Raw genomic sequence first — 12,988 nt, forward strand, 5'->3', positions numbered from 1 at the left:
CCTCACCCGTCCTAGGCTCGTCCACTCCGTCAAACCAGAAGGATTTTGACAATGCCGAATACCATACGCCTGCACCGCGTCCTGGCCACCAGCCCGGAAAAGGTCTATCGCGCATTCATCGAAGCGGATGCGCTTGCCAAGTGGCTGCCACCGAACGGCTTTGCGTGCACCGTGCATCATCTCGAGCCGAGCGTCGGCGGCACGTTCAAAATGTCGTTCCGCAATTTCACGACGGGCGAAAGCCATGCCTTTGGCGGCGATTTCCGCGAGCTGATCCCGGGCGAGCTGGTGCGCTACACCGACAAATTCGACGACCCGAACCTGCCGGGCGAAATGGAAGTGACCGTGATCTTGAAGAAGGTTCTCGTCGGCACCGAGGTCAACATCACCCAGGCCGGCGTGCCCGACGTCATTCCGCCGGAAGCCTGCTATCTCGGCTGGCAGGAATCGCTGGTCAATCTGGCGAAACTGGTCGAGCCCGAAATTAGACAGTAGGGCGCGATGCCCCTAAGGCGGCCACGCAACCTTTTCTCCCCTCGGGGAGAAGGTGCCGACAGGCGGATGAGGCGGGAGGAGCTGCCGGATTACGAAAGTCGCGGCTTCAAGATGGTTAGCCCCCTCATCCGACCCTTCGGGCCACCTTCTCCGCCGAGGGGAGAAGGTTCTTTCAGCTCCACAGCATCCTCAGCCAACAGGCACGTCAAAAACTTCCCCTGCCCGGAGCGGGCGAAAGCGATCCGGCTCCACGCCCTCGGCCTTCAGCGCGGTATCCAGCGCCTGAACAGGCGCATCGATGCCCTCATCCGTCAGCTGGAAGGTCGCGAAGTGATGCCCGGCGACATAGGCGGCGTTGCAGAGCTTCATGCCCCTCACCGCCTCCTCCGGATTCTGATGCTGGCCCTTCATGAACCAGCGCGGCTCATAGGCGCCGAACGGCAGGATCGCAAGGCGGAAACCGCCATGCTTGCCGGCCGCCGCCTCGTAGTTGATGCCGCCGTGAAAGCCGGTGTCGCCGATATGATAGATCTTGCCCGCTGGCGTGGTGAGCGCGAATGCGGCCCAGAGCGCCATACGCCGGTCGCCCATGCCGCGCGCCGACCAGTGATGGCATGGTTCGGCATCGATCGTCACGCCGGCCTTGACGGCGATGCGGTTGCCCCAGTCGACCACGGTGATGTCGGCGTCGGGAACGGCGCGGCGGATGATCGTGTCGTTGCCGAGCGGCGTGACGATTTTCGGCCGATGCGTCTGCTGCAGGCGGCCAAGCGTGGCGAGATCGAGGTGGTCGTAGTGATTATGCGTCACCAGCACGAGGTCGATATGCGGCAAATCCTCGAAGCGGATGCCGGGCGGCACCACCCGCTTCGGCCCGACCGACCGGAAGGGGCTGACCCGCTCCGACCAGACCGGATCGGTCAAGATATTCAGCCCGGCGATCTGCAAAAGCATCGAGGCATGACCGACCATCGTCACCCGCATCTGTTCGCCGAAGACGTGCCTGTCGGGCTTGGCCGGAGGAAACGCGCTGATGACGGGATTGGGCCAGCGCACCCGGCCGCCGCCTAACTGCCAGCGCAGGAGATCGAAGGCCCCGCCCGGCTCGACGCCGCCGGGATTGAAGAAGCGTCGACCGTCGAAGTGATCGGAAACCGGACCCTGATAATAGGGATTTTTCCTGGCCGGGCCGGATGTGCTGGTCATGCCCTGTCCGCCCCTTCCACACCCGTCGCCTCGCCGGACGGCAAGCCGGCCTTGGCGAACCACTCCTCGACCTCGCCCGTCGTCAGCGCCTCCTCCAGCACGACATTCGCCGGCATGGCGAAAAGCTGCGGCGTGAAAAAGCTCGTATCCCACAGCGCCGCCCCTTCGGCGGCAGGCGAAAGCAGGATGATCTGCCGGCCATCGATGCGGGAAATCGTCTCGACGGATGCCTCGCCGGAAATCTCGACAAGACTTGGCTCATCGGGCTGAACTGTCTCATAGCGCCACCAGGGCTCGTCACTGCCCTCCTCGGCCACGGTCACGCAGCGCGCCATGTCGACGATGAAGCGGTTGGAGGAGCGCCCGCCGGGAAGCCGCTCGCCGATGGCCGCCTGGATGAGCGTGAAGAGATGAAAACCGTTGACGATATTCTCGTAGCGCAACCGAAAGCCCTGGCGGCTTGAAAGATGCAGCACCAGCAGGTCGTCGCTTCGGCTCAGGAGCACCTGACGGACCCAGGCCGCGCCCGGCGTGTAATCCTGCAATTCCGCAAGCTGCGCCATCAGCGCCTTGTTGCCGGCGGCGAGCATGCGCTCCTGCTGCATCGCGGAAAGATGCGAAACCACGGATTGGCCGAGCAGCTGGAACGCGTCGAGCAGTTGCCGTTGCCGCGGGCTCAGTTCCTTGCGGCCGGCAAAGCCGCGGTGGATCTGTGGCAGCCATGCGAGATAAAGCTCCCACACGGCCGGACCGCTGCGTTCGACCGACCCGCCCTTTTCGATGATGGTACCGAGCATGTTGGCGAGGACGGCAGCACCCGGAGGCGGCAGCCGACCAAGCTCGCGCGCTGCCCGCGCCACGATTTTCGGCTGGGCGACGGCACTCGCATAGAAGGCTTGCGCTGCCGCGTTGAAACGGCTGTCGACCCGGCCGCCGGCATAGGCGCGGCAGGCGGCGAGAAGATCGGTCAGGGCTGCGTCATTCATTCGGAACGGTCTCGGGGATTCGTGTCTCTGGCGGGGATCGATACTACAATTGGAAGACGATGGTACGGCCAAAACGACATTGATATGCCAATATGGTCAGCGCACATGCGGCATTTCCGCGGCCTTGGGTTGACTTTGCCGGCCTTTTCCTGTTTATCGCCCGCAATCTGCGACGAGCACAAGCCTCCGAGCCACCGACCGGGACCCATATAAGGTATAAAGAGATCCCGGAGGTCAACACCCGACAGCGCGATGCGCCCTCGGGTGCTTTTTGGCTTTGCGTCTTGTTTTCGTCATGGAAAAGCACGACGTTTTCGAGCGATGAGCCGCGCCCATGCGCAAATTCAAAGCTCCAAGCGATCGATAAGGAAGAACCGATGTTTGAAAACCTCCAGGACCGTCTTGGTTCCATTCTGAATGGACTGACAGGCCGCGGCGCGCTTTCGGAAGCCGATGTTTCCGCAGCACTCCGCGAGGTTCGCCGCGCGCTGCTCGAAGCCGACGTGGCGCTGGATGTCGTTCGCTCCTTTACCGACCGCGTCCGCGAAAAGGCCGTCGGCGCCGAAATTCTGAAGTCGATCAAGCCCGGCCAGATGGTCGTCAAGATCGTCCATGACGAGCTGATCGAAATGCTCGGCGGCGAAGGCGTCGGTATCGATCTCAATGCCCCGGCTCCGGTCGTCGTGATGATGGTCGGCCTGCAGGGCTCCGGCAAGACCACCACGACCGCGAAGATCGCCAACCGTCTGACGAGCCGCGACCGCAAGAAGGTCCTGATGGCCTCGCTCGACACGCGCCGCCCGGCCGCGCAGGAGCAGCTGCGCCAGCTCGGCGTGCAGACGGGCGTCGACACTCTGCCCATCATCGCCGGCCAGTCGCCGACCGATATCGCCGCCCGCGCCGTGCAGGCCGCCAAGCTCGGCGGCCATGACGTCGTCATCCTCGACACCGCCGGCCGCACGCATATCGACGAGCCGCTCATGGTCGAGATGGCGGATATCAAGAAGAAGTCCAATCCGCACGAAATCCTGCTGGTCGCCGATAGCCTGACCGGTCAGGACGCCGTCAATCTCGCCCGCAACTTCGACGAGCGCGTCGGCATCACCGGCCTCGTGCTGACCCGTATGGACGGCGACGGCCGCGGCGGCGCGGCCCTTTCGATGCGCGCCGTGACAGGCAAGCCGATCAAGCTGATCGGCGTCGGCGAAAGAATGGGCGAGTTGGAGGAATTCCATCCCCGCCGTATCGCCGACCGCATCCTCGGCATGGGCGACATCGTTTCGCTCGTCGAGAAGGCGGCCGAGAATATCGACGCCGAGAAGGCGGCCGCCATGGCCGCCAAGATGGCCAAGGGCAAGTTCGATCTGAACGACCTCGCCGACCAGCTCGGCCAGATGCAGAAGATGGGCGGCATGGGCGGCATCATGGGCCTGATGCCCGGCATGTCCGGCATGAAGGACAAGATGGCTGCCGCCGGTCTCGACGACCGCCTGTTCAAGCGCCAGCTCGCCATCATCTCCTCGATGACCAAGGCGGAGCGCGCCAATCCGGACCTGCTGAAGCATTCCCGCAAGAAGCGCATCGCCGCCGGCTCCGGCACCGACGCCTCCGACATCAACAAGCTTCTGAAGATGCACCGCCAGATGGCGGACATGATGAAGATGATGGGCGGCAAGGGCAAAGGCGGCATGATGAAGCAGCTGATGGGCGGCCTTGCCGGCAAGATGGGCCTCGGCGGCGGCATGGGCGGCATGCCCGACCTGTCGAACATGGACCCCAAGCAGCTCGAAGCCCTGCAGAAGCAGGCCGAAGCCGCCGGCCTCGGCCGTCCCGGCGGCATGCCGGGCCTCGGCGGCGGTGGCGGATTGCCCGGTCTCGGCGGTGCCAAGCTGCCGGGTCTTGGCGGTGGTTTCCCGGGCCTGCCCGGTTTGCCGAAGAAGAAGTGAGAAGGATCGTTGACCCCCATGATTGATCCAGACGTAAAGGCCCAGTTGGGCAACTATCGCCAGTCGATCGACAATATCGATGCCGCACTGGTGCACATGCTGGCCGAGCGCTTCCGCTGCACGAAGGAAGTGGGCGTGCTGAAGGCCAAGTACGACCTGCCGCCGGCCGACCCGGCGCGCGAAGAATTTCAGATCGAGCGCCTGCGCCGCCTGGCAAAGGACGCAAATCTGGACCCGGATTTCGCCGAGAAGTTCCTGAACTTCGTCATCAAGGAAGTCATCCGGCATCATGAACAGATCGCTGCGGATTTCAAAGGGTAAGCCCCGGCCGCATGATCCCGAAAGACGAGAGCACGTTTTCGACTGGGATCACGCGGCAAGAAAAAAGCAGCGCGACGTAACCATACCGCACAACGAAGCGGTCAAGAAAAGCCTAAGGAGTAAAGACATGGCACTGAAAATTCGTCTCGCCCGCGGTGGCTCCAAGAAGCGCCCGTACTACCACGTCGTCGTTGCCGACGCCCGCTCGCCGCGCGACGGCCGCTTCCTGGAAAAGCTCGGTTCCTGGAACCCGATGCTTGCCAAGGACGACGCCAAGCGCGTTGAGCTGGACGGCGAGCGCATCAAGCATTGGCTCGACAACGGCGCCCAGCCGACCGACCGCGTTCTGCGCTTCCTCGCCGAAGCAGGCCTCGCAAAGCGCGACGCCAAGAGCAACCCGGAAAAGGCAAAGCCGGGCAAGCGCGCTCAGGAACGCGCTGCCGAAAAGGCTCAGAAGGCTGCTGACGCCGCCGCTGCCGCTTCTGAATAATCCGTCCCTGTGACGATCGAGAACGGGCGGCATGGCGACATGCTGCCCGTTTTTTGTTTCCCATCAGCGGGTGTTCATCCTATGAGAGAACGCAAATTGATCCGGCAATCGGCGAAGAGACCATGACGACACTGCAAAACCCGGTATTGATGGCGACCATCGGCGCGGCCCAGGGCCTGAGGGGCGAGGTGCGCGCCCGCGCCTACACCTCGGACCCCGCTGCGCTTGGCGATTACGGCCACTTGCACAGCATGGACGGCCGGACTTTCGAGGTTCTGGAAATCCGCGAGGCCAAGAATATGGTCGTCGTACGCTTTCGCGGCGTCAACGACCGCAACGCCGCCGAAGCGCTGAACGGGCTCGAGCTCTATATCGAGCGCGACAACCTGCCGGATGAAGAACTCGATGACGACGAATTCTTCTATACCGATCTCGAAGGGCTGGAAGCTGTCGACGACCAGGGCACCGGTTACGGCACAGTCACCGGCATCTACGATTTCGGCGCTGGCGATCTTCTGGAGCTGAAGGGCCCGGGCAAGCGTCCCGTGCTGATCCCCTTTTCGGAGGCCGCCGTGCTCGAAATCGACCTCGAGGGCGGCAAGATCCTGATTGATCCGCTGGCCGCCGGCCTGATCGACAATCCTGACGACCTCATCGGCAAGCCGGAAAAGCCGGAAAAACCGCAGGGCAAGACGAAGAAGTGATCCTCCTTGGGACATGACCGCGCCATGAGTTTCCGGGCCACCATCCTCACGCTTTATCCCGAGATGTTTCCCGGTCATCTCGGCACGTCGCTCGCCGGCAAAGCGATGGAGCGCGGACAATGGTCGCTGGACACCGTGCAGATCCGCGATTTCGCCACCGACCGGCACCGCACCGTCGACGACACGCCGGCCGGCGGCGGAGCCGGCATGGTGCTGAAGCCTGACGTGCTTGCCCGCGCCATCGATCATGCCAGCGAAAACGACAACCGCCCGCGCCTGCTGATGAGCCCGCGCGGCAAGCCGCTGACGCAGAAGCGCGTGCGCGAACTCGCAAGCGGCGACGGCGTCATCATCGTCTGCGGCCGCTTCGAGGGCGTCGACCAGCGCGTCATCGACGGCCGCGATCTCGAGGAGGTCTCGATCGGCGACTATATCCTCTCGGGCGGCGAACCGGCCGCGCTGATCCTGCTCGACGCAATCGTCCGCATCCTGCCCGGTGTCATGGGCAACGACCTTTCCGGCCTGCACGAAAGCTTCGAAGGCGGCCTTCTGGAGCATCCGCACTATACCCGCCCGCAGATATGGGAAGGCCGCGAAATCCCTGCCGTGCTCACCTCGGGCAATCACGCGGCCATCGCCAGATGGCAGCGCGAGCAGGCCGAGCAACTGACGCGGGAACGCCGGCCCGATCTGCTGGAAAAGCAGTCGAAGAAATAACGATATCGACCCGGCGTCGAGACTTCTCGTCCGCAGCTACGCCGGCAATCGGGCCATGCCGCCCACGGCCGGAGCCGCAACGCATCCACGAGCCAGAGTAACCCGAAGGCCAGGCGCATCGAGGCCTGGGCTGCCATGACCGGACATCGACGCCGGGGAGATGTCCTCCCGGCAAGGCGCGGTGGCGTCGAACGCCAGCAAGCGGTAAAGAGTCCAGGCAGACATGAAAAGCGAGGAGGCCCCGGGGATGGCAAAAGACAACGCAACGGAGGTGGAGCAGGCAGCCTCCGCGTCCCGGCTGATCGACCGGCGGATCGAGGAGCTGGGCGACTGGCGGGGCAAGGTGCTGGCCAGGGTCCGGACTCTCATCGGGCAGGCCGAGCCCGATATCGTCGAGGAATGGAAGTGGCGGGGCGTTCCCGTGTGGTCCCATGCCGGCATCATCTGCACCGGCGAGACCTACAAGAGCATCGTAAAGCTGACTTTTGCGAAAGGCGCTTCGCTGGACGATCCCACCGGCTTGTTCAATTCCAGCCTTGAGGGCAATACGAGGCGGGCCATCGATATTCGCGAGAACGAGGAGATCGACGAGGAAGCGCTGAAAGCGCTCATTCGTGCCGCGGCGGCGCTCAACGCGTCGACACGGAAAAAGCCGAGGAAGGCATGATCCCGGCGCCTGCAACGGCGCTGGACCATAAATCGCCGTTCAAAGCCGCTCTCAAGGCGGCAAACGGCCACTTAATTCGGCCGCAAGGGGTGACAAAGGCGCGGCAATAGGATATGTGCGCGCCCGGCATGGGAAATTTCCCATCAACCACCAAAGAAAAGCAGACGTATCCGCCCCTGCCGTAACTGGCATATATCGCGCGGCGCGACCTTCGGGTCCGACCAAGGATAGATCGTTCGGGCGCTCTGGCTGTTGAAGCAACAACGAGGTTGATACTATGAACATCATTCAGCAGTTGGAAGCCGAACAGGCCGCCAAGATCGAAGCCAAGCGCACGCTTCCCGAATTCTCCGCCGGCGACACCGTTCGCGTCAACGTGAAGGTCACGGAAGGCAACCGTACCCGCGTTCAGGCCTATGAAGGCGTTTGCATCGCCCGCTCCGGCGGCGGTCTGCAGGAAAACTTCACCGTTCGCAAGATCTCCTACGGCGAAGGCGTCGAGCGCGTATTCCCGGTCTACTCCCCGATGATCGAAAGCGTCGAAGTCGTTCGCCGCGGCAAGGTCCGTCGCGCCAAGCTCTACTACCTGCGCGACCTGCGCGGCAAGGCTGCCCGTATCGTCGAGAACACCGGCACCCGCGCCCGCAAGCTCAACGACGCAGAGCGTCAGGCTCTTGCCGACGAGAAGGCACGCATCGAAGCCGAGAAGGTTGCAGCCGCTCAGGCGCTCGCAGCTGAAAAGGCGGCAGCCGAAGCCGCTGAAGCAAAGGCAGCTGCTGAAGCCGCAGAGCCTGCAGCAGAATAAGTTTCGATCCAACGGATCGCGACAATGAAAGGCGGCCTTCGGGTCGCCTTTTTTGATAGTCGCCGCCCCGCGCGCGGCAGGCGGAAATTTCTGCGTCAACCGCCAGTTTTAGAGTTGCTTTTCCATTTTTCGTGATTGCGCCCGTGGCAATGGCCTTGCCATGAGCTTTGCAAATATGACAGTTTTCCGCCACGCTAATCGGGGAGATTTCCATGGCATTCCGTCGTTCGTTCCTTCTGGGCCTCAGCGCCCTCGTGCTTGCGCCCTTCGCATCCTTCGCCGCCGATCTTCCGAACCTCAACGGCAGGACCGTCGTCGTCGTCACCGAGAATGCCTACCCGCCGCTGCAATTCATCGACCCCAAGACGAACAAGGCGATCGGCTGGGAATACGACGCGATGAACGAGATCGCCAAGCGCCTGAACTTCAAGGTCGAGTACCAGAACACCAGCTGGGATGCGATGATCCAGGCCGTATCCGAAGGCCAGTACAACATCGGCATGACCGGCATCACCATCAAGGACGACCGGAAGCAGAAGGTCGATTTCTCCGACCCGTACATGCGCTCCGAGCAGTTCATGCTGGTGCGCGGCGATGAGACGCGCTTCACCGATGCCAAGAGCTTCGCCGCCTTCAAGGACGGCCTGATCGGCGCGCAGCCGGGCACGACCCCCTTCTACACCGCCGTCTATGAAGTCCTCGACGGCAACGAGCAGAACCCGCGCATCAAGACCTTCGAAACCTTCGGCGCCACCGTGCAGGCACTGAAGACCGGCGACGTCGATCTCGTGCTGACCGACGGCACGGCCGGCAAGGGTTACGTGGATGCCTCCAATGGCGGCCTGAAGCTGATCGGCGGCCCGCTCGGCTCCGAGGATTTCGGCTTCATCTTCCAGAAGGGCTCCGATCTCGTCGCCCCGGTCAACGCCGCGATCGCCAGCCTCAAGGCCGACGGCACCTTCGAAGCGCTCAACAAGAAGTGGTTCCTCGACTACAAGATGGGCCAATGAACCCTGCAGATCGACATACCGGAAGCCCGCTCTGATGGCACCATTTGCAGCCTCGGGCGGGCGCCATGGCAAGGATGATTTCCCCTGGTGGCTGGTCGCCCTTGCCATCCTCGGCGTCGTCGCCTCCATCGCAATCGCGGCAAACGGCCTCTACGCCCAGATATTCTCTCTTCTGCTGAATGGCATCGGCGTCACGATCTTCGTGACGCTGGTGGCCTTTACGCTTGCCATGCTGCTCGGCCTCGGGCTCGCCTTGCTCGGCCTGTCGGATTTCCTCGTGCTCAGGCAGGTGGCGCGTTTCTATATCGAGATCGTGCGCGGCATTCCCATGCTGGTGCTGCTCTCCTATGTCGCCTTCGTCGGCACGCCGGCCTTCGTCGCCGCCTATAACTTTATCACGTCCCCGCTGGTCTCCGCCGGCTGGACAAGCCCGCTCGTCACGCGCGACGTGCCATTCGTCTGGCGCACCATCATTGCGCTGACGGTCGGCTACTCCTCCTTCATCGCCGAAATCTTCCGCGCCGGCATACAGGCCGTCGACCAAGGCCAGATCGAAGCAGCGAAAGCGCTCGGCCTCAGCCGTTTCCAGCGCTTCCGTCTCGTCGTCTTTCCGCAGGCGATCCGCGTCATCCTGCCGCCGCTGTCGAACGATTTCATCGCCATGGTGAAGGACAGCTCGCTGGTGTCCGTGCTCGGCGTTGCCGATATCAGCCAGCTCGCCAAGCTCTATTACTCGGCCAATTTCCGCTATTTCGAAACGCTGTCGATCCTCGCCTTCATCTACCTGCTGCTGACGATCGGCCTGTCGCTGCTGCTCAGGCAGCTCGAAGCCTGGATGCGCCGGCGTTCGGGCAGCGACCGCTCCGCCTTCCCCCGCATGACGCCCGGTCAGCCGCCGGACGCGCAAATGTGAGCGGTGCGGCCAAATGCCGACCGTACCGGGACACCCCATTGTCGCCATTGCCGAAGGTTTTGAAAATTGATATGAGCATGCCCATGACTAGGATCATGAGCAAAGACGGGCGTTACGTCACGGCTTTCGTGCTGCAGGACCACAAGCGCCTGCCGGCACGCTTCTTTGCGATGATTTCGGGCGCGCTCAACAGCCGACTTCGCTGATCACACCCGAGGCCGACGGTCCTTATCCGTCTATCCCCTTTTCGACACCGCCAATTTGGATCTGTAGCCATGAGCGCTCCACGCACACTTTACGACAAAATCTGGGATGACCATCTGGTCGACGCACAGGACGACGGCACCTGTCTTCTCTATATCGACCGCCACCTCGTTCATGAGGTGACGTCGCCGCAGGCCTTCGAAGGCCTGCGCATGAGCGGTCGAAAGGTTCATGCCCCGCAGAAGACGCTGGCCGTCGTCGACCACAACGTTCCGACCTCGCCGGATCGCCACCTCGGCATCAAGAACGAGGAAAGCCGCATCCAGGTCGAGCAGCTCGCCAAGAATGCCGCCGAATTCGGCGTGGAATACTACTCCGAGAGCGACAAGCGTCAGGGTATCGTCCACATCATCGGTCCCGAGCAGGGCTTCACCCTGCCCGGCATGACCATCGTCTGCGGCGACAGCCACACCTCCACGCACGGCGCCTTCGGCTCGCTCGCGCACGGTATCGGCACCTCCGAGGTCGAGCATGTGCTCGCCACGCAGACGCTGATCCAGAAGAAGGCGAAGAACATGCTGGTGCAGGTCGACGGTCAGCTGCCGCCGGGCGTCACCGCCAAGGACATCATCCTCGCCATCATCGGCGAAATCGGCACCGCCGGCGGCACCGGCTACGTCATCGAATATGCCGGCGAAGCCATTCGCTCGCTGTCGATGGAAGGCCGCATGACCATCTGCAACATGTCGATCGAGGGCGGCGCCCGCGCCGGCCTGATCGCTCCGGACGAGATCACCTTCGAATACATCAAGGGCAAGCCGCGTGCGCCGAAGGGCGAAGCGCTGGAGCAGGCGATCGCCTACTGGAAGACGCTGACATCGGACGAAGGCGCGCATTACGACCGCATCGTGAAGCTCGACGCGGCAAGCCTGCCGCCGATCGTTTCCTGGGGCTCCTCGCCGGAAGACGTCATCTCCGTTCAGGGCGTCGTCCCGAACCCGGACGAAATCCAGGATGAGACCAAGCGTACGTCCAAGTGGCGCGCCCTTGATTACATGGGCCTGAAGCCGGGTACGCCGATGACCGAGATCAACATCGATCGCGTCTTCATCGGCTCCTGCACCAACGGCCGCATCGAAGACCTGCGCGCCGTTGCCAAGGTCGTGGAAGGCAAGACCGTGGCATCGACCGTCGACGCCATGATCGTTCCAGGCTCCGGCCTCGTGAAGGAACAGGCGGAAGCCGAAGGTCTCGACAAGATCTTCAAGGCCGCCGGTTTCGACTGGCGCGAGCCGGGCTGTTCCATGTGCCTGGCCATGAACGACGACCGCCTGAAGCCGGGCGAACGCTGCGCTTCGACCTCGAACCGCAACTTCGAGGGCCGTCAGGGCTTCAAGGGCCGCACGCACCTGGTCTCGCCGGCCATGGCCGCCGCCGCCGCGATCGCCGGTCACTTCGTCGATATCCGCGAGTGGAACTGATCCGTTCGAAGGCATGAATGACAAAGGGCGGCCTGATGGCCGCCCTTTTTGTTTATCGAACTGAATTCGATCGTCCTATCGCCTCGATGTGACGGGCTCGCTCGCCGCCTGCGCGGAACTTCCTGCCGCCGGGTCCTGCTGCGCCCGCTGGCTGAGCCAGACGCTGCCGAGCACGATGACGATGCCGAACATCTGCATCGGGCTCAGCTGCTGGCCGAGTACCGCCCAGCCCAGGATGACGGCCGTGGTCGGGCTGAGAAAGCCGAGCGGCGACACCATGGACGGCTCGAGCCGCGACAAGCCGCGAAACCAGAGAATATAGGTGAGTGCCGCGCCGATCAGTCCGAGATAGGCGAAGCCGAGAATGTTGGCGCCGGTCAGAGGCGGCAGCGGCGGCTCGAGCAGCAACGCGACCGGCAGCAGCAGCAAGCCGCCCGCCGTCAACTGCCATGCCGTGAAGGTCAAGGGCGAGACCTCGGGTCGCCAGCGGCGGCTGAGCACGGTTCCCGCCGCCATGGAAAAGGCACCCCCGATGCCGGCGACAATGCCGATCGGATCGAGCGTCGCTTTCGGCGTCAGGATCAGCAGGGCGACACCGCCGATGCCGGCAATGGCGGCGATGATGGAAAGACTGCGAATCGGCGATCCCAGCAGCAGCCGCGCCAATATGATCACGATCAGCGGCTGGACGGCGCCGACCGTCGCCGCCACGCCTCCGGGCAGCCGGTAGGCCGAAATGAACAGCAACCACCAGAAGACGGAGAAATTCAGCGCGCCGAGAACGAGCGATTTCAGCCACCAGACCCCATGCGGCGTTCGCCGCACGATGGCAAGCAGCAGCAGCCCGGCCGGCAGGGCGCGCAGCATGGCGACCGTAAGGGGATAGCCGGTCGGCAGCAGCTGCGTCGTCACCAGATAGGTGCTGCCCCAGATCGCCGGGGCAATGGCCGTGAGCAGAAGGTCGAAATTGCGGTTCATGGCCCTGCTTCCGAAATTTATCTTGGCCTCAAGATAATGCAAAATACCTTGACGTCAAGATAAAT

At 63.2% G+C, this 12,988-nt stretch carries 15 protein-coding genes; 12 read left to right on the forward strand and 3 right to left on the reverse strand.

Annotated features, from left to right (window positions below; translation table 11 throughout):
* Nucleotides 1-51: 51 nt before the first annotated feature.
* Nucleotides 52-495, forward strand: coding sequence for an SRPBCC family protein (locus tag ACJJVH_RS14490; protein WP_113369825.1), 444 nt, complete (start codon nt 52-54; stop codon nt 493-495).
* A 189-nt stretch (nt 496-684) separates the two neighbouring features.
* On the opposite strand, the gene ACJJVH_RS14495 is transcribed toward ACJJVH_RS14490, so the two are convergent.
* Nucleotides 685-1,701 (reverse strand): MBL fold metallo-hydrolase, encoded by a 1,017-nt coding sequence (locus tag ACJJVH_RS14495; RefSeq protein ID WP_412064215.1) that lies wholly within the window; start codon nt 1,699-1,701, stop codon nt 685-687.
* Nucleotides 1,698-2,687 carry a hypothetical protein gene (locus tag ACJJVH_RS14500; protein WP_113384848.1) on the reverse strand — a complete coding sequence of 330 codons (990 nt, stop codon included), beginning with the start codon at nt 2,685-2,687 and terminating at the stop codon, nt 1,698-1,700. The genes ACJJVH_RS14495 and ACJJVH_RS14500 overlap by 4 nt, the downstream gene beginning before the upstream one ends.
* A 377-nt stretch (nt 2,688-3,064) precedes the next feature.
* Here ACJJVH_RS14500 and ffh point away from each other — a divergent pair, with 377 nt between their 5' ends.
* From ffh to leuC, 11 genes are all read left to right on the forward strand, one after another.
* Nucleotides 3,065-4,633 (forward strand): signal recognition particle protein, encoded by a 1,569-nt coding sequence (gene ffh, locus ACJJVH_RS14505; RefSeq protein WP_112795373.1) that lies wholly within the window; start codon nt 3,065-3,067, stop codon nt 4,631-4,633.
* Nucleotides 4,634-4,651: 18 nt separating this feature from the next.
* Complete coding sequence (locus ACJJVH_RS14510) at nt 4,652-4,954, forward strand: chorismate mutase (RefSeq protein WP_092717298.1); 303 nt, start codon at nt 4,652-4,654, stop codon at nt 4,952-4,954.
* Nucleotides 4,955-5,081: 127 nt separating this feature from the next.
* Entirely contained in the window at nt 5,082-5,444 is a 363-nt protein-coding gene (gene rpsP, locus ACJJVH_RS14515) for a 30S ribosomal protein S16 (RefSeq protein ID WP_112795372.1), read from the forward strand.
* Between the two features lie 122 nt (nt 5,445-5,566).
* The gene (gene rimM, locus ACJJVH_RS14520) at nt 5,567-6,148 is read left to right on the forward strand and encodes a ribosome maturation factor RimM (protein WP_112795371.1); all 582 of its coding nucleotides are present in this window, start codon (nt 5,567-5,569) and stop codon (nt 6,146-6,148) included.
* Between the two features lie 24 nt (nt 6,149-6,172).
* A complete protein-coding gene (trmD, locus tag ACJJVH_RS14525) occupies nt 6,173-6,865 on the forward strand; it encodes a tRNA (guanosine(37)-N1)-methyltransferase TrmD (RefSeq protein WP_112795370.1) in 693 nt (230 codons plus the stop codon).
* 247 nt (nt 6,866-7,112) lie between these two features.
* Nucleotides 7,113-7,532: a DUF1801 domain-containing protein gene (locus ACJJVH_RS14530; RefSeq protein WP_412064216.1), complete on the forward strand. Its 420-nt coding sequence runs from the start codon at nt 7,113-7,115 to the stop codon at nt 7,530-7,532.
* 277 nt (nt 7,533-7,809) lie between these two features.
* Entirely contained in the window at nt 7,810-8,337 is a 528-nt protein-coding gene (gene rplS / locus ACJJVH_RS14535) for a 50S ribosomal protein L19 (RefSeq protein ID WP_412064217.1), read from the forward strand.
* Nucleotides 8,338-8,549: 212 nt separating this feature from the next.
* Entirely contained in the window at nt 8,550-9,347 is a 798-nt protein-coding gene (locus tag ACJJVH_RS14540) for a basic amino acid ABC transporter substrate-binding protein (RefSeq protein WP_112795368.1), read from the forward strand.
* 34 nt (nt 9,348-9,381) lie between these two features.
* Nucleotides 9,382-10,260 (forward strand): amino acid ABC transporter permease, encoded by an 879-nt coding sequence (locus ACJJVH_RS14545; protein WP_113358992.1) that lies wholly within the window; start codon nt 9,382-9,384, stop codon nt 10,258-10,260.
* An 83-nt stretch (nt 10,261-10,343) separates the two neighbouring features.
* Entirely contained in the window at nt 10,344-10,466 is a 123-nt protein-coding gene (locus ACJJVH_RS14550; protein ID WP_281024149.1) for a hypothetical protein, read from the forward strand.
* A 69-nt stretch (nt 10,467-10,535) separates the two neighbouring features.
* Nucleotides 10,536-11,945: a 3-isopropylmalate dehydratase large subunit gene (gene leuC / locus ACJJVH_RS14555; RefSeq protein ID WP_112795366.1), complete on the forward strand. Its 1,410-nt coding sequence runs from the start codon at nt 10,536-10,538 to the stop codon at nt 11,943-11,945.
* A 75-nt stretch (nt 11,946-12,020) separates the two neighbouring features.
* Here the strand turns inward: leuC and ACJJVH_RS14560 are convergent, their stop codons facing one another.
* On the reverse strand, nt 12,021-12,923 hold the full coding sequence (locus ACJJVH_RS14560) for an EamA family transporter (RefSeq protein ID WP_412064218.1): 903 nt from the start codon (nt 12,921-12,923) through the stop codon (nt 12,021-12,023).
* Between the last annotated feature and the right edge of the window lie 65 nt (nt 12,924-12,988).

It is taken from the genome of Rhizobium sp. SYY.PMSO (genome assembly GCF_046840415.1).
GTDB lineage: Bacteria > Pseudomonadota > Alphaproteobacteria > Rhizobiales > Rhizobiaceae > Rhizobium.